The 26,691-nt window shown below is 50.5% G+C and carries 25 protein-coding genes and 1 pseudogene; 18 read left to right on the plus strand and 8 right to left on the minus strand.

The window, feature by feature from the left end:
* Window positions 1-3: 3 nt before the first annotated feature.
* Window positions 4-1,110, minus strand: coding sequence for a DNA replication/repair protein RecF (recF, locus tag H9Q13_RS09810; protein ID WP_191183617.1), 1,107 nt, complete (start codon window positions 1,108-1,110; stop codon window positions 4-6).
* A gap of 132 nt (window positions 1,111-1,242) precedes the next feature.
* Here recF and pdhA point away from each other — a divergent pair, with 132 nt between their 5' ends.
* From pdhA to ribH, 3 genes are all read left to right on the plus strand, one after another.
* Window positions 1,243-2,289 carry a pyruvate dehydrogenase (acetyl-transferring) E1 component subunit alpha gene (gene pdhA, locus H9Q13_RS09815; protein ID WP_191183618.1) on the plus strand — a complete coding sequence of 349 codons (1,047 nt, stop codon included), beginning with the start codon at window positions 1,243-1,245 and terminating at the stop codon, window positions 2,287-2,289.
* 120 nt (window positions 2,290-2,409) lie between these two features.
* The gene (locus H9Q13_RS09820; RefSeq protein ID WP_191183619.1) at window positions 2,410-3,123 is read left to right on the plus strand and encodes a tetratricopeptide repeat protein; all 714 of its coding nucleotides are present in this window, start codon (window positions 2,410-2,412) and stop codon (window positions 3,121-3,123) included.
* Between the two features lie 147 nt (window positions 3,124-3,270).
* Entirely contained in the window at window positions 3,271-3,747 is a 477-nt protein-coding gene (gene ribH / locus H9Q13_RS09825; protein WP_191183620.1) for a 6,7-dimethyl-8-ribityllumazine synthase, read from the plus strand.
* 154 nt (window positions 3,748-3,901) lie between these two features.
* Here the strand turns inward: ribH and H9Q13_RS09830 are convergent, their stop codons facing one another.
* The gene (locus H9Q13_RS09830; RefSeq protein ID WP_191183621.1) at window positions 3,902-4,498 is read right to left on the minus strand and encodes a DUF3575 domain-containing protein; all 597 of its coding nucleotides are present in this window, start codon (window positions 4,496-4,498) and stop codon (window positions 3,902-3,904) included.
* A gap of 350 nt (window positions 4,499-4,848) precedes the next feature.
* Here H9Q13_RS09830 and H9Q13_RS09835 point away from each other — a divergent pair, with 350 nt between their 5' ends.
* The 11 genes from H9Q13_RS09835 to recJ all read left to right on the plus strand — a co-directional run bounded on the left by H9Q13_RS09835 (window position 4,849) and on the right by recJ (window position 17,974).
* On the plus strand, window positions 4,849-5,238 hold the full coding sequence (locus tag H9Q13_RS09835; protein ID WP_191183622.1) for a TraR/DksA family transcriptional regulator: 390 nt from the start codon (window positions 4,849-4,851) through the stop codon (window positions 5,236-5,238).
* A gap of 12 nt (window positions 5,239-5,250) precedes the next feature.
* Entirely contained in the window at window positions 5,251-5,811 is a 561-nt protein-coding gene (gene scpB / locus H9Q13_RS09840; protein WP_191183623.1) for an SMC-Scp complex subunit ScpB, read from the plus strand.
* An 89-nt stretch (window positions 5,812-5,900) separates the two neighbouring features.
* On the plus strand, window positions 5,901-7,733 hold the full coding sequence (locus H9Q13_RS09845; RefSeq protein WP_191183624.1) for a pseudouridine synthase: 1,833 nt from the start codon (window positions 5,901-5,903) through the stop codon (window positions 7,731-7,733).
* A 4-nt stretch (window positions 7,734-7,737) separates the two neighbouring features.
* Window positions 7,738-8,460 carry a type III pantothenate kinase gene (locus H9Q13_RS09850; RefSeq protein ID WP_191183625.1) on the plus strand — a complete coding sequence of 241 codons (723 nt, stop codon included), beginning with the start codon at window positions 7,738-7,740 and terminating at the stop codon, window positions 8,458-8,460.
* Window positions 8,453-9,748 (plus strand): hypothetical protein, encoded by a 1,296-nt coding sequence (locus H9Q13_RS09855; RefSeq protein ID WP_191183626.1) that lies wholly within the window; start codon window positions 8,453-8,455, stop codon window positions 9,746-9,748. Before H9Q13_RS09850 ends, H9Q13_RS09855 begins: the two co-directional genes overlap by 8 nt.
* An 80-nt stretch (window positions 9,749-9,828) precedes the next feature.
* Window positions 9,829-10,380 carry an LPS export ABC transporter periplasmic protein LptC gene (gene lptC, locus H9Q13_RS09860; protein WP_191183627.1) on the plus strand — a complete coding sequence of 184 codons (552 nt, stop codon included), beginning with the start codon at window positions 9,829-9,831 and terminating at the stop codon, window positions 10,378-10,380.
* Window positions 10,380-10,553 (plus strand): hypothetical protein, encoded by a 174-nt coding sequence (locus H9Q13_RS09865; RefSeq protein WP_191183628.1) that lies wholly within the window; start codon window positions 10,380-10,382, stop codon window positions 10,551-10,553. The genes lptC and H9Q13_RS09865 overlap by 1 nt, the downstream gene beginning before the upstream one ends.
* Before the next feature lie 13 nt (window positions 10,554-10,566).
* Window positions 10,567-11,859, plus strand: coding sequence for a hemolysin family protein (locus H9Q13_RS09870; protein ID WP_191183629.1), 1,293 nt, complete (start codon window positions 10,567-10,569; stop codon window positions 11,857-11,859).
* Window positions 11,860-11,940: 81 nt separating this feature from the next.
* Window positions 11,941-14,046, plus strand: a complete 2,106-nt coding sequence (locus tag H9Q13_RS09875) for a peptidylprolyl isomerase (RefSeq protein WP_191183630.1) — start codon at window positions 11,941-11,943, stop codon at window positions 14,044-14,046.
* A 180-nt stretch (window positions 14,047-14,226) separates the two neighbouring features.
* Complete coding sequence (locus H9Q13_RS09880) at window positions 14,227-16,014, plus strand: tetratricopeptide repeat protein (RefSeq protein ID WP_224744197.1); 1,788 nt, start codon at window positions 14,227-14,229, stop codon at window positions 16,012-16,014.
* A 244-nt stretch (window positions 16,015-16,258) separates the two neighbouring features.
* On the plus strand, window positions 16,259-17,974 hold the full coding sequence (recJ, locus tag H9Q13_RS09885; protein WP_224744198.1) for a single-stranded-DNA-specific exonuclease RecJ: 1,716 nt from the start codon (window positions 16,259-16,261) through the stop codon (window positions 17,972-17,974).
* 51 nt (window positions 17,975-18,025) lie between these two features.
* On the opposite strand, the gene H9Q13_RS09890 is transcribed toward recJ, so the two are convergent.
* Window positions 18,026-18,310: a hypothetical protein gene (locus H9Q13_RS09890; RefSeq protein ID WP_191183632.1), complete on the minus strand. Its 285-nt coding sequence runs from the start codon at window positions 18,308-18,310 to the stop codon at window positions 18,026-18,028.
* Window positions 18,311-18,399: 89 nt separating this feature from the next.
* The gene (locus H9Q13_RS09895) at window positions 18,400-19,254 is read right to left on the minus strand and encodes a glycoside hydrolase family 25 protein (protein WP_191183633.1); all 855 of its coding nucleotides are present in this window, start codon (window positions 19,252-19,254) and stop codon (window positions 18,400-18,402) included.
* A 200-nt stretch (window positions 19,255-19,454) separates the two neighbouring features.
* Between H9Q13_RS09895 and lptB the strand changes: the two genes are divergently transcribed.
* From lptB to H9Q13_RS09910, 3 genes and pseudogenes are all read left to right on the plus strand, one after another.
* The gene (lptB, locus tag H9Q13_RS09900; protein ID WP_191183682.1) at window positions 19,455-20,186 is read left to right on the plus strand and encodes an LPS export ABC transporter ATP-binding protein; all 732 of its coding nucleotides are present in this window, start codon (window positions 19,455-19,457) and stop codon (window positions 20,184-20,186) included.
* Window positions 20,187-20,355: 169 nt separating this feature from the next.
* Window positions 20,356-20,610 (plus strand): annotated as a pseudogene (locus H9Q13_RS09905) (four helix bundle protein); the annotation flags it as partial.
* Between the two features lie 51 nt (window positions 20,611-20,661).
* The gene (locus H9Q13_RS09910) at window positions 20,662-22,146 is read left to right on the plus strand and encodes a GH3 auxin-responsive promoter family protein (protein ID WP_191183684.1); all 1,485 of its coding nucleotides are present in this window, start codon (window positions 20,662-20,664) and stop codon (window positions 22,144-22,146) included.
* 200 nt (window positions 22,147-22,346) lie between these two features.
* Here the strand turns inward: H9Q13_RS09910 and H9Q13_RS09915 are convergent, their stop codons facing one another.
* The 4 genes from H9Q13_RS09915 to gltX all read right to left on the minus strand — a co-directional run bounded on the left by H9Q13_RS09915 (window position 22,347) and on the right by gltX (window position 25,483).
* Complete coding sequence (locus H9Q13_RS09915) at window positions 22,347-22,601, minus strand: hypothetical protein (protein ID WP_191183634.1); 255 nt, start codon at window positions 22,599-22,601, stop codon at window positions 22,347-22,349.
* A 28-nt stretch (window positions 22,602-22,629) separates the two neighbouring features.
* Window positions 22,630-23,397: a TIGR00266 family protein gene (locus H9Q13_RS09920; RefSeq protein WP_191183635.1), complete on the minus strand. Its 768-nt coding sequence runs from the start codon at window positions 23,395-23,397 to the stop codon at window positions 22,630-22,632.
* Between the two features lie 45 nt (window positions 23,398-23,442).
* A complete protein-coding gene (locus H9Q13_RS09925; protein WP_191183636.1) occupies window positions 23,443-23,808 on the minus strand; it encodes a hypothetical protein in 366 nt (121 codons plus the stop codon).
* 133 nt (window positions 23,809-23,941) lie between these two features.
* Window positions 23,942-25,483, minus strand: a complete 1,542-nt coding sequence (gltX, locus tag H9Q13_RS09930; RefSeq protein ID WP_191183637.1) for a glutamate--tRNA ligase — start codon at window positions 25,481-25,483, stop codon at window positions 23,942-23,944.
* A 165-nt stretch (window positions 25,484-25,648) separates the two neighbouring features.
* Between gltX and H9Q13_RS09935 the strand changes: the two genes are divergently transcribed.
* Window positions 25,649-26,671 carry a YihY/virulence factor BrkB family protein gene (locus tag H9Q13_RS09935; RefSeq protein ID WP_191183638.1) on the plus strand — a complete coding sequence of 341 codons (1,023 nt, stop codon included), beginning with the start codon at window positions 25,649-25,651 and terminating at the stop codon, window positions 26,669-26,671.
* The last annotated feature ends 20 nt before the right edge of the window (window positions 26,672-26,691 follow it).

The raw sequence follows: 26,691 nt of genomic DNA on the forward strand, positions 1-26,691 counted from the left end.
CAATTAAGAAATTAGAGTGACCGTCCCTTCCTTCACCTCAAATCTACGAATCTGGTCCGATAGGTTCTCGAGTATTTTGTCGGTCCTCTCCAGATGGGTGTCAGTCAGGAAAATCTGGCCGAAGGTATGGGCGGCGACCATTTGCATGAGCTTTGTGATGCGCTTCTCGTCGAGGCGGTCGAAGATGTCATCGAGGAGGAGAAGGGGCTTGTGATGCTGGCGCTCGTCCATGACTTCGAAGTGCGCTAGCTTGAGGGCGATTACATAGCTTTTTTGCTGGCCTTGGGAGCCAAAGTTCTTCACAGGGTTGCCGTCCATCAGGAACACGAAATCGTCTTTATGCGTGCCCACGGTGGTACGCTGCAGGGTGCGGTCCTTTTGCTCGGCCTGCTCTAGCAGTTGTGCGAAATTGGAGCCAGGCAGCTGGCTTTTGTAGGTAAGCGTCACGGTTTCGCTGCTGTCCGATATATGGCGGTAGTGCTTTTGAAACACCGGCACGAAGGTTTCCAGAAAAGCCATGCGCTCCTGCGCCAGTTGCTCGCCCAGCGGTACCAACTGCTCGTTGAGGATGTGCAGGTAATCGCGGTCGAAGTAGCGGCGCTCGGCAAACTGTTTGAGCAGCGAGTTGCGCTGCTTGAGGATGTAGTTGTACTGGATGAGCTGCTCCAGGTAGGTATGGTTAAGCTGCGAGATCAGGCTGTCGAAGTACTTGCGGCGCTCCTCACTGCCTTCGCGTATCAAATCTGTGTCGTAAGGTGAGATCAGCACCACCGGAAAACGGCCGATGTGGTCGCTCATCTTCTCGTATGCCACTTTGTTGTGCACCATCGACTTCTTCTGGCCCTGCTTCAGACTACAGGTCACCGTGTGCTTCTCACTGTCGATCATAAAACGCCCCTTCACCATAAAGTAATCCTCTCCTTGCTTAATGTTGAGGGCATCGGAGCTGTTGAAGGCACTGCGCGTCATGGAAAGGTAGTGGATGGCGTCAAGCAGGTTGGTCTTGCCGCTGCCGTTGTCACCGATAAAGCAGTTGATATGCGGCGAGAAACTAATGTTAGCTTCGTCGTAGTTCTTGAAAAACAGCAGACTTAGATTTTCGAGGAGCATTAGTTTCTTCTTTGATTACTTTTTCCTTAATTTCGCATGCTAAAACCCGTCAGTAAGCTGATTTGCCGTCCATTGCGGCCCGAATCTCGCTAAAAAAGCTGTACGAACAACCATAACGATACACAAATACCCATGGCTGATACGAAAGAAAAGGCAAAAGCGAAGTCGCAGAAAGCAAAGGTACAGGCTGAGCCAACATTTTCAAAAGAGACTTACATGTGGTGGTACGAGAACATGAAACTCATCCGCCGCTTCGAAGAAAAAACAGGCCAGCTTTATGGCCAGCAGAAAATTAAAGGCTTTTGCCACCTGTACATCGGTCAGGAAGCCTGTGTGGCTGGTGCTGTAACAGCCCTTGAGAAAGGCGACAAGTGGATCACCGCTTACCGCGACCACGCACACCCACTGGCTCTCGGCACATCGCCAGGCGCTGTAATGGCCGAAATGTTTGCCAAAGCTACCGGTTGCTCTAAAGGCAAAGGCGGCTCCATGCACATGTTCGACAAAGAAGTGAACTTTGTAGGCGGACACGGTATCGTAGGTGGTCAGGTGCCACTGGGCGCTGGTCTGGCCTTCGCTGAGAAGTATAACAAAACAGGCAAACTATGCATCTGCTACATGGGTGACGGTGCGGTGCGTCAAGGCGCTTTCCACGAGGCCCTGAACATGGCCATGACCTGGAAACTGCCTGTGATTTTTGTGATCGAGAACAATGGCTATGCGATGGGTACTTCGGTAACGCGTACCTCTAACGTGAACGATCTGTACAAACTGGGCCATGCCTATGAGATGCCATCGGAGCCGGTTGAGGCCATGAGCGTAGAGAACGTGCACAACGCTGTGGCGAAAGCTGCTGAGCGTGCCCGTGCTGGCGAGGGACCTACTTTGCTGGAGTTCAAGACCTACCGTTACAAAGGCCACTCCATGTCGGATCCTGCCAAGTACAGAACCAAAGAGGAGCTGGAAGACTACAAAGGCCGCGACTCGATAGAATCTGTAAAAGCGACTATCCTGAAAAATGGATGGGCAACAGAAGAGAAACTGGACGAGATCGACGATAAACAAAAGCAGATCGTTGCTGAGGCCGTGAAGTTTGCAGAGGAGTCTCCTTACCCAGACCCGTCGGAGCTTTATACTGACATCTACGTAGAGCCGGACTATCCATACATAATGGACTAAAAAAGAGCTTTTAAGTAAAAATTAGGAATTAAAAATTATAAATTTTGTGTTTGAGTGTTATAATTGTTGTTTCTAATGACTTTTAATTTCTAATTTTGAATTTATAATTGATTAATACTGATGGCAAAAGAGACAGTACAGAAGCACAGCGAGTTTGAGGAGCTGGTAGAGAATCCGGATGTGTTGGCAGACCGCCTGGCACAGTCGGAGGACTTTGTGAAGAAAAACAAAACCAAGCTGCTCGGTGTGTTTGCCGCCATTGCCGCTATTGTTGTTGCAGGTTTCCTATACTATAACTACCGCAGCTCCCAGAACCAGGAGGCACAGGAAGCGATGTTCCAGGCGGTGTATTACTTTGAGGCCGACTCACTGAACAAAGCCCTGAATGGCGACGGTCAGTATGATGGCTTATTGAAGATCGCGGATGACTATAGCGGAACTGACGCCGGTAACCTGGCTAACTTCTACGCTGGCGTTGCTTTACTGAAGCAGGGTGACTTTGCGGAGGCGCAGTCTCATTTGGAGGACTTCAAATCTGACGACTTCCTGTTCCAGGCGCGTGCTTACAGCTTGGTAGGAGACGCACTCTCTGAGCAAGGCAAGTATAAGGAAGCAGCCGACATGTATAACAAAGCTGCCAACCACAACAGCAACCAGTATTTCTCGCCACAGTACCTGATGAAGGCCGGTATCGCTTTTGAAGCAGCAAATGACTTTAAGGCCGCTGCTGATAGCTACGACAAGATCATCAAAGACTTTGTAACATCAGCTGAAGTAACGGACGCCAAGAAATACAAGGCCCGCGCAGAGGCACTGGCCGGAACTGCCAACTAAGGTATAAGCAGGTATATTCCTGATTCATAAAAGCGCTTTTGTCTCACCGGCAGAAGCGCTTCTTTTTTTAAGCTAACAAGGCTTTCTGTATAAGCGCTATACCTGTGAGCCCAACAATCAACCAATTAACAATCAACAATTAAGTATATGGCTACTTCTTTAAAGAACCTGAACGACTATAAGAAAGACAGCTTTGCAGATATATCAGATAAAAAATTCGGTATCGTAGTGGCTGATTGGCATAATGAAATTACCGATGTGCTTTGTGCAGGTGCCATTGACACCTTATTACAACATGGAGCCAAAAAAGAGAACATCTTCCGGAATACCGTGCCCGGCAGTTTTGAACTGACACTTGGAGCGCAGTTCCTGGCCCTGCAGGAAGAAATAGACGCTGTTATCTGCATTGGCGTGGTTATCAAAGGCGACACAAAGCATGATGACTACATCAACCACGCAGTGGCCAACGGGCTAACCAACGTGTCGCTGAAATTCAACAAGCCGGTTTCGTTTGGTTTGGTGACCACCAATAACTTGGAGCAGGCATTGGACAGAGCAGGTGGCAAACACGGTAACAAGGGCGTGGAAGCAGCGGCAGCGGCAATCCATATGCTGAGTTTCTAAGGCATACACAATTACAAAGGCAAGAGGCCCGACTCATTAGATGAATCGGGCCTCTTGCCTTTAACAGGTATAGCCGAAGGGCCTTGCAGAGAGGTATAGCGTATACCTGAAATGGTCAGCCAGGTCGCAGAGTGATATAGGTAAAAAGCTATGCCTAGAAGTTATACCCTAGTGTTATACCTGGCCGGAAGCCAAATCCTCCACCCAAAATCATGTCGCCGATTATGCCAGCGTCAAAGTCTTCTTCGGTTCCTACATTCACTTTAAGGTTGCCTCCATTATAGCCAGCCCCCAAGAACACATCGAGCGCAAACCCACTGTTAAAGATCCATTGGTTACCGATAGCAACGCCACCACCGATCGGGGCATAGGTGGCGCTGTAGTCACGGCCATTCTCGTCTTGCTTTTCCACGGTTAGCTTAAAGTTCTGAATGCGGCCATAGCCCGCCAAGTATGGGCCCATCGGCGCTGCTTTGTTTTCAGAAAAGTAATAGCGCACCTCTGGTGTGAATCCATAGCCTTTAAACTTAACATTCGAAATGGAGGCTCCGGTCGTAAATGCCCCCAACTGTGCACTGATGTTGTCGGTAACCGCATACTCCAGAAAGCCCGACCCGGTAAGGGCAAAGGCGCTGAGCGGATTCACCTTGATGACGGCCCGTTTAGGCTGCTGCGCCTGAGCCTTAGCATCTTGCAAAGGGAACGTTAAAAATGCCGCAGCGGCAACAGCAAATAGTAATTTGATTTTCATAAATGTGAGTGTGTTAGCTTATTGTTTAGGTATAACCGATGGGCTATAATAGCCTTTCAGCAACTTCCATTCCAGTCTTGCAGTAGGTTAGCCAAAACTCAGGAAAGACAAAATTAAAATTTAAATAAAGAAGGTAGGTAGCAAAGTATAGATATAACTACTATTTTTGCACGAAATTTAGCTTAAATAATAACCTGAACATCAGAGTGGTTCGGTTTTTGGGTTTAAATTTTCAGCTTTAAACTAAATCTACCCCGTTGCTGTTGATAGGCACGAGAGTAATGCTCCACACGGGGTTGGTTTTTTAGCTTGCGAGACAAAAAACTATAACCTAGTTCTAAGATAGTATAATGAACACAAACGAAGAGAAACAGCGGTATTCCAAAGAGGAATTGGCAGAGTTTGAAGCAATCATTCAAGAGAAGCTGAATAATGCGCGAAAGGAAGTGGCGTTTATCAAAGAAACCCTGAGCCGCAAAAACGACTCGGGCACCGATAACACAGCGTCTCCTACCAAAGTATTGGAAGACGGTGCAGACACAGCGGAGAAGGAAAGCCTGAACCAACTGGCGTCGCGTCAGATGAAGTTCATCCAGCAGTTGGAGAATGCGCTGATCCGCATCAAAAACGGCACTTACGGTGTTTGCATCGTGACGGGCAAACTGATCCCGAAGGAGAGACTGCGTGCCGTGCCGCATACCCAGCACACAATAGAAGCCAAGCTTCAGCGTAAAGACTAGTAAATTTATACCTTGAATATACTGCAAAACCACATTCAGGCACTGGTTTTTTGTGCCCAATCGCCAATAAGCATCGAAGAAATTCAGCGCTGCCTTACGGAGTCGTTGCAAATGGAGGTGCTGGTAAGCGACGTGTTGGAAGCCGTTGAGAACATCAACGAGCAACTGACCGACGCAGGTTTTGCCTTTCAGATATATGCCATCGGGGGCGGGTATCAATTCCTGACCAAGCCGGAGTACCAGGAAACGGTGAGCACATACCTGAAACACAAGTCAAAAAAGAAATTGTCGGCGTCTTCTCTGGAGACGCTGGCAATTATTGCCTACAAGCAGCCGATCACCCGCTCGGCCGTAGAGCAAATCCGTGGTGTGGGCTGTGACTACGCCATTCATAAACTATTGGAGAAAGAACTTATCGAGATTAAGGGGAAAGCCGAGACCATTGGGAGACCCGTCCTGTACGGCACGTCTCAAAAATTCATGGATTACTTCGGTATTAACCACATCAAAGACCTTCCGCAGCTAAAGGATTTCGCCTCAGAAGAAAACATGATTGGCGAAATAGCCGATTAACGAACCCTCATTATTCATTAGAGTATACTATCTTACATATACTGCACACACAGGTACAGTAGCGATACTGCATCATTAATTTCTATACAATGTCAACAGAAAACGAAAGACCATCACGCGATAACAACGGTGAAGGCAGAAGATCGTCTGAAAGAAACGATTCAGGCAGACCGTACAACGATCGCGGAGAAAAGAAGATCTTTAACAGAAGAGATAAAGGCGAAGGAAGAGAGGGCGGAGAGCGCCGCTCTTACGGAAACGATAGAAGAGAAGACCGCGGAGACCGCAAGCCATACAGCGACCGCCGCGAAGGTGGCGAGCGTCGCAGCTTCGGAGGTGACAGAGAGCGCCGCGAAGGTGGTGAAAGAAAACCTTATGGAGATCGTAGAGAGGGCGGCGAACGTCGTTCTTTCGGAGGCGATCGCGAACGCAAGCCTTACGGAGATCGCAGAGAGGGTGGCGAACGTCGCTCTTTCGGAGGTGACCGGGAGCGTAAGCCTTATGGTGACCGCAACGAAGGTGGCGAGCGCAGATCATATGGTGATCGCCGCGAAGGCGGAGATCGCAAAGAAGGAGGCGAGCGTCGCTTCGATTCTGAGCGTGGCGAAAGAAAATCTTTTGGCGGCGACAGAAAAGAAGGTGGTGAGCGTCGGTCATTCGGTGAGAACCGTGAAGAAAGAGGCGAACGTCGACCTTATGGCAACGACCGTAGAGAAGGCGGCGAACGCCGTTCGTTCGGCGGTGATAGAGAACGCAAGCCCTATGGCGATCGCCGCGAAGGTGGCGAAAGAAAGCCTTATGGTGACCGCAGAGAGTCAGGCGAAGGCCGCTCATTTGGCGGTGACCGGGAGCGCAAGCCGTATGGCGATCGCAGAGAAGGTGGCCAGAGAGAAGACCGCGGAGAGCGCCGTAGCTTCGGTGACCGCCGCGAAGGTGGCGATCGTGGGGAAAAGCGTTCTTTTGGAGGTGACCGCAGAGAGGGTGGTGAGCGTCGCAGTTTCGGAGGTGATAGAGATCGCAGAGAAGGTGGCGAGCGCAGATCATTTGACCGCAGGGATAAGTTCAGCAAAGGGGGCGAAGAGCGCCGTGGCCGTAGCTTCGAGAACCGCAGCTCTGATTCAGAGATCAACCCGGAGACGCCCAACTACGACCTGCGCCGTTACAAGGATAATCCGCGCATCAAGAAAACTAATCGCAAAGGCGAAGACGAGGATGGAAGCATCCGTTTGAACCGTTACATCGCCAATGCAGGCGTTTGTTCGCGCCGTGAGGCCGATGAGCTGATTCTGTCCGGTGAGATCAAAGTAAACGGAGAAGCAGTAACCGAAATGGGCTTCAAGGTACAGCCTTCTGACACGGTAACATACGGCAAGAAAGTGCTGAGCCGCGAGAAGATGGTATATGTGCTTTTGAACAAGCCAAAGGATTTCATTACGACGACGGAAGATCCTGAAGGTCGCAAGACGGTGATGAGCCTGGTGGAGAAAGCCTCGAAAGAGCGTATTTTCCCGGTTGGCCGCCTGGACCGCAATACCACAGGTCTGTTGCTTTTCACCAACGACGGTGAGCTGGCGCAGAAATTGACGCACCCATCCAACGAAATCAAGAAAATCTATCAGGTAGAGCTGGATAAGCCAATTACCAAAGACGACTTCCAGAAAGTAGTGGAAGGTGTGGAATTGGAAGACGGCAAAGCGATGGTAGATGATGTGGCCATGCTAGGTGACTCCAAGAAGTTCCTCGGACTGGAAATCCATATTGGTCGTAACCGTATTGTGCGTCGCATATTCGAACACTTGGGCTACGAGGTGGTAACACTGGACCGTGTGCAATATGCCGGCCTGACCAAAAAGGACCTACCGCGCAGCGAGTGGCGCTACCTCTCCGAAAAAGAGGTGATTCGTTTGAAATACTTCATGTAAGCACATGCGCAGCATCGCCATCGACATAGGCAATACAGGAGGCAAATACGGTATTTTCGAAGAAGATGCCCTTGTCTCGCAAGGCAATTTCAAAGAACAGGAGGGGCTGCCACAACAAGTGGTGTCCCAAACCTTTGACCATGCCATCATTGCCTCTGTAAGCGGTGGTAGAGCAGAACAGATAAAAACGGGGCTGTCAGTGTCCGGAAGCATGATCGAGCTTTCGGCGCAGACAGCCCTGCCTGTTTCTAACGATTACAAGACACCCGAGACGCTGGGGGCAGACCGTATTGCGGCGGCCGTGGCGGCAAGTTATTTCTTCCCGGGTCGCAACTGCCTCACCATCGACGCAGGCACAGCGATCACATACGACTTTATCAACGCACAGGGCCATTATCAGGGAGGGGGCATCGCGCCCGGCATCCAGATGAAATTCAAGGCGCTGCATAATTTTACAGGACGTCTGCCGTTAGTACAGCAAATCAATGCAGAATTCCCCCTGATTGGGCAGACGACACAGGAGTCGCTGGAGAGCGGCGTTTTGGGAGGAACCGTAGCCGAAGTGGAAGGTATAATCAGGGCGTACCGGCAAAAATCAGATCATCTGGTGGTTATACTTTGCGGAGGAGATGCAGGATTTTTTGAAAGTACCATAAAACACCCCATCTTTGTAATTCCTGAACTGGTCCTGATTGGGCTTTATAGAATATTAAGACATAATGTATAAAACGCTCCGTTTACTTATTTGCGCTTCCGTGCTGTGCCTGGCACAGGCCGTGCAGGCGCAAAGCATTGCTAACTCACCCTACTCCCGCTACGGATTAGGAGAACTCAACACAAACTTAGGCAATTTACGGACAGCAGGTATGGGAGGCGTGGGTGTCAGCTCAGGCAGTAGCTTCCATGCGAACACAGCCAATCCCGCTCTGTTGTACTACAACAGCGTCACCATATTCGATATTGGCGTGGCCGGGCAGTACAAAACGCTCAAAAACAGCAGCCTCTCGCAACGTGACGGCGATGCCAACCTTAATTACCTGACATTGGGTGTGCCACTCTCCAAACGCTGGAGCTCTGCCCTGAGCCTGAGACCATACAGCACAGTTGACTACCGGATCAGCAGCATTGGCTCTTTGCCAAACAGGCCTGAAGCGGTTATTATAAACGAATACAGTGGAGAAGGCGGAATCTCAGAGCTATACTTTGGGCATGGAGTTAGAATCGCCGATGGCTTGACAATCGGTGCGAGTGCGTCTTATCTTTTCGGCACCATCACCCAGGAGTCCTCTACCATTGTAGGAGACACTTCTGTAAACGACATGTCGCTTGAGCGAGTGGCTTATGCTGAACGCACCCGTTACAACGACTTCCTGTTCCGGACAGGTGCCAATTACCGCAAGAAGGTAGCAGAGAAAGCTTTCCTGAGCGCAGGTGCAGTTTATACGCTGGGTACTGAGTTAAGCGCAAAGCGCAACACCTCTTATGAGCGGCGTGACCTGGCTGATACCCCTAAAAGTGCGGGTTTGTTGCCTGATAGCTTGGAGGGATCGGTGAATATGCCCGGTAGCCTGCAAGCGGCCCTAAGCTACGACAACGGCGCTAACCTGACAGTGGGAGCAGAGTTTTTTACACAGGACTGGTCTGATTACCGTAATCTGGATGGCGATCAGGAGCTGGGGAATAGCTACAAGGTAAACCTGGGTGCGGAGTACACGCCAAACGCGAATGCCATTGACAGTTACTTCAAGCGCATTACTTACCGCGCCGGGGTTCGCTATGGTCAGTCACCTTATGTGGTTAATGGGGAGCAGATTAAGGATATGGCCGTGACCAGCGGCTTCACTTTTCCGATAGGACGTGGTTCGTATTTTGAGCCTCCATACCAGTTGAACGTGATGTTGGGATACGGGAAACGCGGCACCACCGACAACGGACTGATCACCGAGAATTATCTCCAGTTTGGCGCAGGCGTCACGATAAACAGCAGGTGGTTTGTAAAACGCAGAATAGAGTAAACTATTCTGTCTTCAAAAGCATTATTAAAACAGGCCGTTCTCGTGACGGTCTTTTTTAATTTACTATCTTCAACTCTGAAATGTATAGCAGCGGCATACCGAAATCTTTTTATACAGTCCTGATAAGCTTGCTGGCATTCCTGGCCGTGGGCTGTGGGGATGACCTGAAAGATCCGGATCAGGAAAAGAAATATACCGGTCCTTTTAGGGAGACCTCCAACGTCCTGACACTGTATAGCGACTCTGCCAAGGTGATGATTAAGCTTCAGGCACCATTACAGGAAGACTATGAGAATGGCGACATGATATTCCCCAAAGGGATAGACGTAGAGTTTTATGAGCAGGGCGGTGCATTGACCTCTACGCTGCGTGCCAACTACGGCAAGCAGGAGCGCAACAAAGACCTATACTTGGTAAGAGGCAACGTGGTGGTGGACAATCTGCAGAAAAAGGAGAAACTGGAAACAGAAGAACTTTACTGGAACAAAGGCAAGGCCCAGATATACACCGATAAATTCGTGAAGATCACTACCCCGGAGGAAATTCTGATGGGGCACGGCCTGCAGGCTAACCAGGATTTTTCAAATTACAAAATCAGAAAAGTGACAGGCGTATTCAGCCTGAAAGAGTAATGAACCCAAAACTGGTTAATACCATCTTACTATCATTGGCTTTTGTAGCCATGGTGATTGGTGTGCACAGGAGCATACAAGAGTCCGATATAGCAGGCAATTACTGGATCTATATGATTGGGTTTATGCTGTATATCGTGTACCATTACCGCAAGAAGAAACAGACCGAATAGTCTGTAATACCCTATGATAGACCCCGATCAGATACTTTTGCTGTTTGTTGCCTTACTGGCCTGCGCCTTTTTTTCAGGGATAGAGATCGCCCTGATGGCTGCCAACAAACTGCAGATCGAGCTGGACGAGAAGAACAACGTGCTGTCTGGCCGCATCCTGATGCACCTGCTGCAGCATCCCGCCCGCTTGATGGGCACGGCCCTTGTCGGGTATATTATCTCCCTTGTGCTGTATGGCTTTGTAATAGCGGGGTTACTCCATACCCTGCTGCTTGCATACCTGCCTAGCACCCTCCAGCTCACCCCGCTTATATTGGTGGCGCAAGTGCTGGTGGCTTCGGTCATTGTGCTGCTCACGGCTGAATTTCTGCCCCGTAGTTTGTTCGCTATCAATCCAAACCGCATGCTGCAGGTGTTGGCGGTGCCTATTCTGCTTTTTCATTACCTGCTATACCCGGTGGTATACCTGTTGGTAGGCGTAAGCAAATGGATTGCAGAGCGGATACTGAAGATCGAGTTCTCGGATGAGCACCCGGTGTTCGGGTTCACGGACCTCAATGCCTACATTAAGAACAGGCTTTACCATCCGGTGGAAGATGGAGCGCCGGAGGTGAACCAGGAAATTTTCCATAATGCCATGGAGTTCAAAAAAGTGCGGGTGAAGGAATGCATGGTGCCTCGTACCGAAATAGAAGCTGTGGAAGTCAGCGAGCCGGTCGAGGCGCTGCGCGACGCCTTCATCAAAACGGGACATTCCAAAATACTGGTATACCAGGACACCATTGACAACATTATCGGCTATTGCCACCAGCTGGCCATGTTCCAGCAGCCGAAGCAGATAAAGGAAATTCTGTCGCCGGTGAGCCTGGTACCGGAGAGCATGCTGGCCAGTGAGCTGTTTCTGCGCTTCGGCACCGAGCACCGCACTGTGGCTGTGGTGGTGGATGAGTTTGGAGGAACGTCCGGCATCGTGACAGTGGAAGACGTGATTGAGGAGATATTTGGGGAGATACAGGATGAGTATGACTATGACGCACTGCTCGAGCAGGTGTTCCCGGCCAAGCACCTATACCTGCTCAGCGGGCGGCACGAGATCGACTACCTTAACAGCAAGTATGACCTCAACCTGCCGGAGGGCGACTATGAAACACTGGGTGGCCTGATCTTCTCGGTGCTCGGCGAAATTCCGCAGCCGGGCGATGTAGTGGAGCTCCCGCCGCTGACCATGACCATCCTATCAATGGACGAGAACCGGGTGAATGCCGTGAAGCTTGTGAAAGACACAGACTTTCAGGGAGATGGCTGATTTAAAACAGAAGTGCACAAAATTTTGAATTTTTACACGATTAACCTTATTTTGCACATCCTTTATCATTTGTAATAACACATGGCATTAATTAACAAGATTAGAGAAAAGTCGGGTTGGGCTATTGGCGCTATCGCCATAGGGCTTGGCATATTTGTGGTAGGCGGCGACCTGTTGGGTCCTAACTCCAGGCTTTTGGGTAACGACGCGACTACAATAGGCGAAATAGCTGGCGAGAAAATCGATTACCAGCAGTTCGACGCGGTGTTCCAGCAGAACAAAGCCCAGTATGAGGGACAGATAGGACGTGCCGCTACGGAAAGCGAACTTGCCATGATCCGTGAGCAGGCCTGGAACCAGCTAATCTTCCAGATTGCCTTACAAAAAGAATACGATCGCCTTGGCATCCAGGTATCTGAAGAAGAACTGGCTGACATGGTGCAGGGCAACAACATTCACCCTTCTGTTCGCCAGGCGTTCACCAACCCACAGACAGGAGAGTTTGACCGTGCTCAGGTAGTGCAGTACCTGCAGAACCTTGACCAGATGGGCGCTCGTCCGATGTGGATCAACTTTGAGCAAGGCATTCTCGCTGACCGTATCCAGAACAAGTACAGCAGCCTGCTTAGCAAGTCTATCTACGTAACCACAGCGGAGGCGAAGAACTACTTTGCTGCGCAGAATACACTGGCAGACATGAAGGTGCTTTACGTGCCTTACTTCTCCATTGCTGATTCAGCAGTGAAGGTGACAGACGCTCAGTTGAAAGACTACTTTGAGCGCAACAAAGAAATGTATAAAGTGGAAGACGGACGCTCAGTTGAGTTCGTGATGATTCCGGTGGCGGCTTCTACGGATGACCGTAACTATTTCCAGGAAGAAATCACTACCATTACGCAGCAGTTTGCTTCTGCTACTAACGACTCTGCTTTCGTAAACACAAACTCTGATACGCCATACGATGGTGCTTACCTGCATGCAGGCGAGTTGCCAGAGCAGCTGCGCCGCAGCATGCCTCTGGAAGAGGGCAAGGTATACGGCCCGTTTACAGAAGGCGATAACTATGCGATCCATAAGGTAGTGGACGTGAAAGAAGGCAGTGTAAACACGGCTCGTGCCAGCCACATCCTGATCAAGCCGGAGAACGATAGCCCGGAGGCGAAAACAGCGGCTCTTGCAAAGGCGAAAGACATTCTGGCGCAGATCAAAGGTGGTGCTGACTTTGGCGCGATGGCTGCGCAACACGGTACCGATGGTACGGCATCGCAAGGCGGTGACCTGGGTTACTTCACAGAAGGCCGCATGGTGCCTGCATTTGAGAAAGCTGTGTTTGGCGCATCTGCCGAAGGTCTGCTGCCTGCTCCAGTTGAGACAGAGTATGGCTACCACATCATCAAGATCACGGCTCCTAAGACAAAGCGTACTTACAAACTGGCCACAGTGCAGCGTGCTATCGAGGCCAGCGAGTCTACTCGTGATTTAGCCTATGCTACTGCCGACGAACTGGCGGGCACAAGCCGTAGCCTGGAGGAGTTCAGAGCGAACGTAGCCAAAAACGATGCGCTTATCAAAGAGCAAGTGCCGAACATTGGCAAGAACAACGTGTTGGTTGGCAACCTGAGCAATGCGCGTGAACTGGTACGTTGGGCCTACAGCAAAGACACAGAGGTAGGGGATGTATCGCCAGTGTTTGAAATCAACGACCAGTATGTAGTAGCTTCCCTGACTGGTAAACGCGAAAAAGGCTACGCCAAGTTGGAAGATGTGAAAGAAGAACTGACTGCAGCCGTTCGTAACGAAGTAAAGGCACAGCAGATCATGGAGAAACTAAAAGGCGCTAAAGGCTCACTGGACCAGATCGCTGCCAACTATGGCCCTGACGCCATGATTAGAGACGCCGAAGGTGTTTCGTTTGCCTCTGGTGCTATACCTGGCCTGGGCCTTGAGCCAGTGGCGATCGGGAAGGCGTTTGGCATGAAGCAAGCTGGCCGTACTGCTCCAATCGAAGGACAAGGCGGAGTGGTAGTGGTAGAATTGCTGAACGTGACCAAAGCCCCCGAAGTGCAGGAGCTCTCAGGCGTGAAGGCGCAGCTGATGAACATAAGAGCACAGCGTGTTGAGTCCAACGCATTCGAAGCCATCAAAGAGAAAGCAGACATTAAGGATAACCGCGTGAGGTTCTTCTAATCCCTGCCAAACCATAAAAGAAAAGGGCTGCTCTCGACGGGGCAGCCCTTTTCTTTTGCCCAGTCTTGAAAATTATTGATTATCTTCATCTTTGGGTATACCCTGAAAATCAAAATGCTCCTGATCACGTTGTAATAGATGATGTCTATACCTGTCCAACTACTTTGCCGGCTCTTACTTTTGCTGACGCTCTTATTGGCCGCCCCTTGTGCGATGGCCCAAAGCCAGGAGCTTGCTCTGGCGCGGGAGTATTTCAGTAAGGGGGAATACCAAAAGGCCGAGACCATCTATAGCAAACTGATAGACGACCAGCGGCTTTTCTCCGTTGTGTACCCTGACTACCTCAAAACACTATTGGCCCAGAACAACTATAAAGAGGCCGAGAAACTGGTGAAGCGCACGGTTAAGCGCTATCCGGGGCAGGTGAATTACAATATTGACTTGGGCATCGTATACCAGGCTGCTGGCGATAAAGCAGGAGCTGAAAAGCACTTTGACAAACTGATTGCACAACTGAAACAAGAAGAGGTAATAGTAGCTGCCAGTGCCTTTGTGCAGCACGAGCTGTTCGATTATGCCGAGAAAGCCTACCTGCGTGGCCGCGAACTGAGCAGAAACCCCTACGAGCACAACCGCTCCCTGATAGCGCTCTATACCTACCGCCAAAAGCACGAGAGCCTGATAGGCGAGGCGCTCAACCTGCTGCAGGAAAACGAAAGCGAACTCATGTATGTGCAGAACATGCTGCAGAACAGCATGCAGGACGAAAAGGCATTTGCCGCACTGGAGAAAGAACTGATTACAAGGGTGCAGCAGAACCCCGACCTGTTGGCATACAACGAGCTATTGATCTGGCTATACATACAGCGGCGCGACTTCTACAGCGCTCTGCTCCAGGCCCGCTCCGTCGATAAGCGCACCCGCAGCGGCGGTACGCGCGTGATGGAGCTAGGCGCGATCAGCGCCCGCAACAAAGACTATCAGGGCGCTATTGAGGCTTACGAGTATATCATCAAAGAATATCCTGGCGGGCCATACTACCTGGTGGCACGGCAGCGGCTTATTAATGCGCGGGAAGAGCAAGTGGAGAACACCTTTCCGGTTGACCTCAATAAGATCAGGGTATTGCTTACGGATTACGAGACGCTGCTGGCGGAGGTAGGGCGCAACGTGCAAACCGTTGAAGTACTGCAGCATATGGCCAATCTGTATGCTTTTCACCTGGATGATAAAGACAAAGCCATTGCGCTGCTGCAGGAAGCCATCGCCATGCCGCGCGCCAACCCGGACTTTGTGGCCGAGAGCAAGCTAACACTGGGCGATATCTACCTCCTGAAAGGGGAGCCCTGGGAGTCGACGCTGCTTTACTCGCAGGTAGAGAAGTCGCATAAGGAAACCACCATTGGGCATGAGGCCAAGCTCCGCAACGCCCGCCTCAACTACTACAAAGGGGACTTCGAACTGGCGCAGGCGCACCTGGACATTCTGAAACTGGCCACCAGCCGCGAGATAGCCAACGACGCCATGGACCTGAGTCTGCTCATAACCGACAACACTGGCCTGGATACCTCCACCACTGCGATGGAAGAGTATGCGGCTATTGAGCTGCTTATCTTCCAGAACAAGCTACAGGAGGCACAGGGCAAGCTGGATAATATGCTTAAGGCCTACCCCGGGCACAGTCTGACGGATGAGATTTATTACCGGAAGGCAACCATATATGAGCGCACCGGTGAATTTGAGAAAGCCATTGCCAGCCTGGAGAAAGTGGTTAAGGCTCCGACCGACATTCTGAGCGACGATGCCTTGTACAAGCTTGCCTATATTTATGAGGAGAATCTGAAGGATATCCAAAAGGCGCAGGAGCTGTACAATGAGTTTCTGGTGAAGCACAAGGGAAGCATCTATGTGGCGGAAGCCCGCAAGCGCTTCAGGAAGCTACGTGGCGATGCGTCGGTGGTGAACTAAGCTGCTAAGAAAAGAAGATGAAAAGTATCAGCAGGAAGACGATAAAGAAGCCATACATCATTAAATCCAGCGAGTAGTTTTTATACCGCTCATAAATTTCTCTGAATCGTTTCATAGCCTGGAATGTTGTACTGTTGCAAAAGTACAAAAAATCAGGCAAAGGCGGTTCGCATCGTGCTATTCCTGTCCCAAAATCCTGCATAATTGACTACCTTTGCAATCGGTTTTATTTGTGAAGCAGCATATGGAGAAAAGGTGGGTATATAATCATGAGGCAACGCCGGAAGCAGTCAACCAGTTGGCCGAATCACTGAAGATCAGCACCACACTGGCTGATATCCTGTGCCAACGCGGTATCTGCACGTTCGAGGAGGCCAAAGCCTTTTTCCGCCCCAGTCTGCACGACTTACACGATCCTTTCCTGATGAAGGACATGCAGCGTGCTGTTGACCGTCTGGCGGAGGCCCTGCACCGCTCCGAAAAAATCCTGGTTTACGGTGACTACGACGTAGACGGCACCACCTCTGTGGCGCTTATGTATAGCTTCCTGCAGCAATTCACCCAGCCAGGTCAAATAGAATACTACATCCCGGACAGGTATAAGGAGGGATATGGTGTATCCACACAAGGTATAGACTATGCCAAGGCCGAGGGCTTCACGCTCATCATTAGCCTGGACTGTGGTATCAAGTCAGCCGATAAGGTGGCTTATGCGTCCTCGCTAGGTATAGACTTCATCATCTGCGACCACCACTTGCCGGACGAGGATGTGCCGCAGGCTGTGGCTGTGCTCGACCCGAAACAAGTGGATTGTCTATACCCTTATAAAGAGCTTTCGGGCTGTGGGGTTGGTTTTAAGCTGGCGCAGGCTTTCTGTGTGCAGCAAGGTATACCGCAAGAGGAGGCTTTTAAGCTGCTCGACCTGCTGGTGGTAAGTATAGCCGCCGATATTGTGCCTATCACGGGGGAGAATCGTGTGTTGGCTTACTATGGTCTGCAGCTCATCAATGGTCCGTCGCCTACGCGTCCTGGTCTTGCAGCTTTGCAGGAACTGGCAGGTATAACCGCTGAGATGGATATCACGAGCATTGTGTTCGGCTTTGCGCCCCGCATCAATGCGGCAGGTCGTATGGGCGATGCCAAGCGATCTGTGAAGATGCTCCTGGCCCAGACCAAAGAGGAGGCCTTCCAGATGGCCGATATCATCAACGAGTCCAACAAGGAGCGACGCGACAAGGACTCCAACATCACCAAAGAGGCGCTGCAAATGATCGCCGAGGATGACTTCCTCAAAAACGCGAACTCTACAGTGCTATATAAGGAGAACTGGCACAAAGGTGTGATCGGTATAGTGGCTTCACGCTGCATCGATCATTACTACCGACCGACCATCATCCTGACGCACTCCAACGGGAAGGCTTCAGGCTCGGCCCGCTCGGTGCATGGCTTCAATGTGCACAATGCCATCGAGAGCTGCTCCGATTTGCTGGACCAGTTTGGGGGCCACATGTATGCGGCCGGTCTCACATTGCCGATAGAGAATGTGCCGGCTTTCAGGAAGCGGTTTGAGGAGGTGGTGTCTAGCACCATTACCGAGGACCAGAAAATACCCCAGATAGAGATTGACGGCAGGATCAACCTCAACCAGATCACCCGCAACTTCTTCAATATTGTGAAGCAAATGGAGCCATTCGGCCCGGGCAACATGAAGCCTGTGTTTGTGTCGGAATGCGTGTACGATACCGGAGCCGTGCGCGTGGTCGGCGACAGTCACCTGAAACTGCGCCTGACGCAGGATGGGTTTTATGATATCGACGCCATCGGTTTCGGCTTTGGAGATTATTTCAAATACATTTCCAAGGGTATACCTTTCGATGTGTGCTACACAGTAGAGGAGAATGAGTTTAGGGGGAACGTTACGCTGCAGTTGCGTATCAGGGACATCCGGATGATGAAGTAGCAAATGTAGTTTCCCTTTTCTCCCTCAGGTATAGGAGAAGCGCTATTGATGCTAAAAGGTATAGCCATACAGTAAGATCAGGCAGAGAGCACACAACCCCATACCCAACAATCCGGTCTTTGCATACTTACCTCTGTAGGCGAGGTAGCCAAGTATAACACCCAATGCTTCCGTTGTAAACAGGAATATCCGGAGAGGCAAGCTCATGGTATAAAGCGTTGCTATGTGCTGCACACCGCCTATTTCCTCATAATGTACCTCTGTTTGGTAGTAGAAGTAGGTGATCAGGGCCAGTCCGATCGCACCGATTAAAACAGAGAGGATTCCTTTTTTCATAAACTTAAGTTACGCACAACCAGCAAAAATAAAAAGCGAGTCCGGCCATAGGCAGGACTCGCTTCATGTATGCAGTGTTACGAACGTGCTTATTGTGCCAGGGTCAGCTGTTTTCCTACCTTCAATTGCTCTAGTTCCGCGATGATAAGCTTCTCAGGATAAGGCGTGAGCTTGGGCGGAACGCACATCATGTTCAGGGTATTCATGTCGCCGGCAAAGAAATTAAGGTCGATGGCCGCACGAACACCCGGCAGTCTGCCGGTGTCAGAGTATTGCCAGAACAGCCATTTGTCTTCCTGGTGTATTTCAGGCTCAATGGTGTTGTAGCGGGCAATCCAGAAGTGGTAATCCTTGAAATGGCCCTGCAGCCAGCGGCGGTAAAAGTTCTGATTGGTATAGATGATGGGCTTCACGCCATAATGCTTGGTGATGGCCTCCAGCCAGATATGCATGCTGCGGCGCATCTCAGTGCCGGAAGTATGCTTCTCAATCACTTCCACATCCAACACAGGAGGCAGGTCCCCAGGCTCCAGCGCGACAGTATTGATGAATAGGTCGATCTGGCCCTGCACCGGAGCGGCAGGTATAAAGAAGTGGTAAGCGCCCCGTTTGATGCCCACACGCTTGGTCTCTTCCCAGTTTCGGCCAAAGTAAGGGTCCAGGCGGTAATCGTCCTGCGTCGCCTTTACAAACGCAAACGATACATCGGCTCCCTTTACCTGATCCCAGTCCACCTCCTTTTGCCACTTCGACACGTCAATTCCTTTCAGGCTGGATGGCGTGATAAGTGTTGTCTTGGTCGTGGCTCCAGTGCTTTTGGCAGCCGTAGGCTCATTGGTTGTACTTTCGGGGTGACCGGAAACAGCGCCAGTCAGCCATACCAATAGCAATAAACTGGAATAGGTCAGCTTCTGGATGGCCAGGTTAAGTAAAGAAAACATCATAAAGGCTGGTTAATCGGAACTCCAAACTAGAAAGAAGATGCGATAGATACAATTTTTTGGAGCGAAAAATTTTTGGCATTAAATTGAAGTTTTTGAATATAGCAACAGGTATAGCCCTTGTTAAAACTGGCCTGGCAGGTACAAATGTTGGCAAGGAGTCTGCATTGCAGGACGGGTCTTTAATGCTTAACTTTAAGCCGATGATACTACGAGCTGAACATCTATTCAAGAAATACAAGTCGCGCATGGTCGTGAACGACGTGAGCGTGGAAGTGAACCAGGGGGAGATTGTGGGACTGCTGGGGCCAAACGGAGCCGGTAAGACTACCTCTTTCTACATGATCGTGGGCCTGGTGAAACCCAACAGTGGCAGGATATACCTCGATGATGAGAATATCACGGATCTGCCCATGTACCAACGGGCTAAGCGCGGCGTAGGCTACCTGGCGCAGGAAGCCTCCGTATTCCGGCAATTGACGGTAGAGGAAAACATCCTGGCCCCATTGGAAATGACGAACCGGCCCAAAAAAGAGCAGCTGGAGAAAGTAGAAGAATTGCTGGAGGAGTTCTCGCTGACGCATGTGCGCAAAAACAAAGGCATTGTGCTGTCGGGTGGTGAGCGCCGCCGCACCGAGATTGCCCGTGCCCTGGCCGTTGACCCCAAGTTCGTGCTTTTGGATGAGCCCTTCGCCGGAGTAGACCCCATCGCCGTGGAAGAGATCCAGAGTATTGTGGCCAAGCTCAAGAGCAAAAATATCGGTATCCTAATCACAGACCACAACGTAAACGAGACGCTTTCCATCACCGACCGCGCCTACCTGCTATTTGAGGGTAAGATCCTGAAGTCAGGCACCGCCGAAGAACTCGCCGCCGACGAGCAAGTAAGAAGGGTGTACCTAGGTAAGCACTTTGAGTTGAAGCGGAAAATTTAGGTTAAATTGTTTAATGGTTAAATTGTTGTTCGAAAAGAGATAAATGGAAGACAAAAAATATCTTAAATTGAATGACATTGAGGCTTACAGAATAAGTTTTTCCCTAAGCAACAAAGTTTGGGAAATTGTATTGAGTTAGAGTTATTTTACTCAAAATACAGTAGGGCAACAGTACATAACGGCTGTAGATAGTATTTCAGCCAATCTTGCAGAAGGGTTTGGTCGGTATGGTAAGAAAGATAAAATTAAGTTTTATCGTTATGCTCAAGGTTCTATGTACGAAACATTTGATTGGACTGAAAAGGCTAAAGTGCGAAAGTTGATTTCGGAAGACCAGTACCAGTATGTGCTAGGCGAACTGAAGAAGCTGCCGAAAGCAATCAATAGTCTTGTCAAGTACACAAACAACCATTTAACCATTTAACAATTAAGCCATCAAACCTTGGAAATAATCAACTCTATCGTGACGTGGGTGATGAAGAAGCGGATTCATGACATTGATCTGTTTCGGAAGTACCCGCATGAAGTGCAGGAGGAGCTGTTTCAGAACCTGATCAGTACAGCCAAGGGGACCGAGTTCGGTAAGAAGTATAGCTTTAGCGATATTAAATCGGTGAAGACGTTTCAGGAGCGGGTGCCTGTTACCACTTACGAGGACCTGTATCCTTACATTGAGCGGGTGATGAAGGGGGAGCAGAACATTCTGTGGCCGAGCAAGATTGAGTGGTTCGCCAAGTCATCGGGCACGACCAACGCCCGCAGCAAGTTTATACCTGTCAGCCCGGAGTCGCTCGAAGATTGCCACTACAAGGGCGGCAAGGACATGCTCTCGCTCTACGTCAACAACTACCCCGATACTAAGCTTTTTACGGGTAAGGGTCTCTCCATTGGGGGCAGCCACCATCCCAACGAGTTTAATGCCAAGACTTCTTGCGGCGATGTGTCGGCGGTGATCATGCAGAACCTGCCCATCTGGGCCGAGGCCATGCGTACGCCACCGCTGAAAGTAGCGCTCATGGACAAGTGGGAGGAGAAGATTGAGAAGATGGTAGAGGTGACTGTGCCCGAGAACGTGACCAGCCTAAGCGGTGTTCCTACCTGGACCTACGTGCTTCTGAAGCGAATTCTGGAGGTGACGGGCAAAAGCAACATCCTGGAGGTATGGCCTAATCTGGAGCTCTTCACGCACGGGGCCGTGGCTTTCGGGCCGTACCGTCAGCTGTTCAAAGAGATTATACCTTCTGCTCAAATGAATTACCTCGAGGTATACAATGCCTCGGAGGGTTTCTTCGGCATACAGGACCAGCGCAACACCGAAGACGAAATGCTGCTCATGCTAGACTACGGCGTGTACTACGAGTTCATCCCGATGGACCAGTTTGAGGAGGAAAATCCCAAGACACTCACGTTGGATCAGGTAGAGTTAGGTAAGAACTATGCGCTGGTGATCTCAACCAATGCGGGTTTATGGCGCTACAAAATCGGCGATACGGTACGCTTCACCAACCTGAGTCCTTACCGCATCAAGATTTCGGGTCGTACGAAGCATTTCATTAATGCTTTTGGAGAGGAAGTGATCGTGGAGAATGCCGAAGAGGCTATTACCAAGGCCTGCGAAGCGACTGGCGCGATTATATCGAACTTCACGGCCGCACCAGTGTACATGGAGAGCGGCAAGCGTGGCGGGCACGAATGGCTGATTGAGTTCGAGAAAGAACCGGACAGCCTGCCGCGCTTCACCCAAGTGCTCGACGAAACCCTGCGCGACATCAACTCCGACTACGATGCCAAACGCCAAAACGACATCGCCCTGCAGGAACCTATCGTGCACGCCGCCCCGAAAGGCACCTTCATGAACTGGCTCAGTAAGAAGGGCAAGCTCGGTGGTCAGCACAAAGTGCCAAGACTGAGTAACACAAGAGAGTATCTGGAAGAGATTATGGAGTTAGTGGAGAATTAAGAGTTTAAAGATAAAAGCGGTTTTTCGTTTAATTTGTCATTTCGACTTACAGGAGAAATCTGGAGTGAGGGGATTTAATAATTCAGATTTCTCACTGGCGTTCGAAATAACAAACAAGAATGCCCGGCAGTTTATACTAGCCGGGCATTCTTGTTTTAAGTTATACCTCAGGTATAACTTAATTCTTCTTTCTTAATAGCCTACTCAGTTTTCTTATTCTTCATGAAGTATAGTCTATAGAACAAAGCTACAAGAGCAAAAAATAGCGATGCTTTTGCAGCGGTTTTATTAAATTCTATAGCGCTGCAAAGGTCTGCTCCTGTAATTGTAGATATACATTCGCCTGAAGAATTCGTTTCATACTTAAGACTTACCATAGAATTTACTACTCCAAACGCAAAAACAAATGAAGCAACAAATAGAGCAACGATAAGAATATTTGCCCATTTCTTCATACCCTGTTATCATTCACTCCAGAACTCGTTACTCCAAAAAACTACTCATAAAGCCGCCTTCTTTCTTAGCATTTTCCCCGCGAGGCATCAGGGCTTCGATGAGCTTCTTCACTGGCATGGACTGCAGCCATACCTTGCCGGTGCCGCGCAGGGTGGCCAGAAAGATGCCTTCGCCGCCAAAGATCATGGATTTGAGTCCGCCGGCCTGCTGAATGCTGAAGTCTATACCTTGCTCAAAGGCTACCACGCAACCCGTGTCCACGCGGAGGGTCTCATTGTTGAGTTCTTTCTCTACAATGGTGCCGCCTGCATGCAGAAAAGCTAAGCCATCGCCGGAGAGCCGCTGCAGAATGAATCCTTCGCCGCCGAACAGGCCGGAGCCCAACTTCTGGTTGAAGTGCATGGCCAGCTTAGTGCCCAAAGCCGCCGCCAGAAAGGCGTCCTTTTGTGCGATGAGTGTGTTGCCGTTTAGCTGCTGCAGGTCGAGCGGCAGGATGGTGCCTGGGTAGGGGGCCGAGAAAGCGACCCGGCTCTTGCCGTAGCCACGGTGCGTAAAGTGCGTCATAAACAGCGACTCGCCCGTGATCAGGCGACTGCCTGCTGATACCAATTTTCCCAGAAAGCCTTGGCTCGGATTAGAGCCGTCGCCCATTTTGGTCTGGAAGTCGATGCCTTCTTCCATGTATACCATGGCGCCGGCCTCGGCTATGACTGTCTCATTAGGGTCGAGCTCGATTTCGAGTACCTGTATGTCGTTGCCGAAAATACGGAAGTCTATTTCGTGTGCATTTCTCATAGTGTTAGAGGGGTTGAGGTTCAGTCAGACAATTTAGCGATTTATTTATTCCTCTTCATCGTCTTCGTCCTCATCTTTGCCCTTTTTTCGGCGGGCTTTCGGCAGGTCTTTGTCGTCTTCGTCATCCGAAACGGAGCTGGTGCCTTTCACGAAGTCCTCATCGGTTTCTTCTACTTCCTCGCCCTCTTCTATGTGGTACTCCTCTTCCTCTTTCTTAGCCTTTTCAGCGGCATCGCGCTTTACCAGCTTCTTGTCCTCCACGTTCTTGTTCAGAAACTCATTGATCTGGTCGATGGAGTAGTTCGACATGATCTCGCCCTGTTGGTTCACCTTTATCTCAAACCCCTCGAGGTCTTTATGTACTCGTGTCTTCTTTTTGGAGCTTTTATTTTCTTTCTTATTCTTAGCCATGGTCTGGTCTTTATTGTTCTCACTGAAGTATAAGGCGAAACGGCCAAATAGTTACAGGCAGGTATAGCGGGCAGGTATAAAAAAAGCGGCTACCTCTTTCGAGATAGCCGCCCTTGCAGGTATAAGGTATAGCCTAAGCTGTTACGTACTGGCTCAGGGCGCTGATAGCAGCATCTATGCGGTTTTCTGTCTCCTCACGGCCAATCACCTCGATGATCTGCATCAGGTCAGGGCCGGCTTCAGCGCCTGTCACAGCCAGACGAAGCGCCTGCATCACCATGCCGATCTTCATGCCGTGGCGTTCCAGAATGCTTACCAGAAGGTCTTTCACTGCATCGGCGTTAAAGTCACTCAAGGTAGAGAGCTCGTTGCGGAAGTCCGTGAAAACAGCAACGGCCTGACCGTTCCACTTCTTAGAAGCCACTTTCTCGCTGTACTCGGTTGGTGCTACGAAGAAGTAAGCAGCCTCGCGCCAGAACTCCTGCGGGAAGCTCACACGCTCTTTCATCAGGCCGGCAATCTTCTCGGCTTTCTCAGGCGAGCACGTCATGTTGTGCTCTTCCAGTGCCTTCAGCAGGTAACCTGCCAACTCCGCGTCTGGCTTGGCACGCAGGTACTGCTCGTTAAACCAGCGTGCTTTCTGTATGTCGAAACGAGTGCCGGACTTGCCTATACGCTCGATCGTGAATTCATTAGCGAGTTCCTCCATCGAGAAAATCTCCTGCTGCGTGCCCGGGTTCCAGCCAAGGAAAGCAAGAAAGTTGATGAACGCTTCCGGAATGTAACCAGCTTCACGGTAGCCCGATGATATTTCGCCAGAGAAAGGATCAGTCCAGCGCAGCGGGAATACCGGGAAACCCAGCTTGTCGCCGTCACGCTTGCTCAGCTTGCCGTTGCCGTCTGGCTTGAGCAGCAATGGCAGGTGGGCGAACTCCGGCATGGTGTCTTCCCAGCCTAGGTAGCGGTATAGCAACACGTGCAGCGGCGCAGATGGCAACCATTCCTCCCCACGAATCACATGCGTGATTTTCATCAGGTGGTCGTCCACGATGTTGGCCAGGTGGTAGGTCGGCATGCCGTCCGATTTCATCAGTACTTTATCGTCGATGGCGGAAGAGTGTACCATTACCCAACCACGGATCAAATCTTTCAAACGCACTTCCTCTTTGCGCGGCACTTTCAAACGGATCACATACGGTTCGCCTGAGTCCAGACGCTTCTTCACTTCATCTTCCGGCAGCGTGAGCGAGTTTTTCATCGTCATGCGGGTGATGGCGTTGTACTGCGGCGTGGCTACTTTGGCAGCCTTCAGGCGCTCGCGCATTTCGTCCAGCTCCTCGGCCGTATCGAAAGCGTAGTAGGCATGGCCGCTCTCGATCAGCTGCATGGCGTACTGCATGTACATCGGCTTGCGCTCAGACTGGCGGTAAGGGGCGTATGGACCACCGTTCCATGGGCTTTCGTCCAGCTCAATGCCGCACCAGGCCAGCGACTCGCGGATGTAGTCTTCAGCACCGGGCACAAAACGGTTTTGGTCTGTGTCCTCGATGCGCAGGATCATTTTGCCGCCGGTTTTCTTGGCCAGCAAAAAGTTGTAAAGGGCCGTGCGAACACCGCCGATATGGAGAGGCCCTGTCGGGCTTGGGGCAAAGCGTACTCTAACTTCTCTTTCCATGTATGGTTATTTCAAAAAGGCATTGCTAATTCAGGCACAAAGGTACAAAATAAATTCTCGTTTCGGTAAGGACTTGCTTTCTGCGGAATATACCAGTTCCAAGCCCTGCATAAACATAACCTTTCGTTTGCGTATCAGTTTTAGGAGAATGCCACTATCTGCGCCATGCCCCGTCAGACACTAAAAAATATATGGTGCCTCCTCAAGGAAACGAGCCTTGAGTTCATTGAGAACAACTCCTTCCAAAAGGGGGCTGCGCTGGCCTACTATACCATTTTCGCATTGCCACCCATCCTGCTCATCATCATCAATGCCACCGGTTATTTCTATGGCGAGCAGGCTGTCTCGGGCGAGATATACTACCAGATAAGAGAGCTCATTGGCTCAGAGGGTGCTTTTGCGGTGCAGCGGATGGTGGAGAATATCAACGAAATCACGGACTTCAACCTGGCCACCATCATCATTGTGTTCACCCTGTTTATTGCGGCTACGGGGGTTTTTGTGTCGCTGCAGGATTCGCTCAACGAGGTATGGTACGTGCGGCCTGCTCCCAAGCGTGGCTACCTGAAATTAATCCTAGACCGTTTTCTGTCTTTTGGCATGATCCTGTTTATCGCCGTGCTGCTGATTGTGTCCTTGCTGGCCAACACGATACTGGTCGCCATAGGCGATTTTTTGGCAGCGCGATTAGCCAACTGGTTTGTGTATGTGTTGCGGGCCGTCAATCTGGTGTCGGGCTTTGTGCTGATGACCTTTATGTTTGCCTGCATTTACCGTTTCCTGCCCGATGTTAAAATAAAATGGCGCGACGTGTGGGTAGGGGCCGTGGTGACGTCGGTGCTGTTTGCCATTGGCCGCGAAATCATCGGGCTATACTTGGGTACGAGCAACATTACCTCCATTTATGGGGCGGCCGGGTCGGTTATCGTGATTCTGCTCTGGGTATTCTATACCTCCCAAATCATTTTTTTCGGGGCTGTGTTCACGTTCGTTTATTCCCGCAAATATGGCTTCAACATTTACCCCGCAGAGTATGCCGTGCGCTTCATTAGGCAGGAGATAGAAGTAGGTCACACGGCCGTGAACGCCGAGCCGGGGAAGTTTACCAAAGATATTTACGGGGAAGAGGAAGCGAAAGAAGCGGCTGAGTCGGAGGAAGCGGACAAGTCGCTGGGGGAGGGGATTTAAGAAGTTGTTGTTAGCAAGTG

The sequence above is a fragment of the Pontibacter aquaedesilientis genome, assembly GCF_014773225.1.
Classification (GTDB): domain Bacteria; phylum Bacteroidota; class Bacteroidia; order Cytophagales; family Hymenobacteraceae; genus Pontibacter; species Pontibacter aquaedesilientis.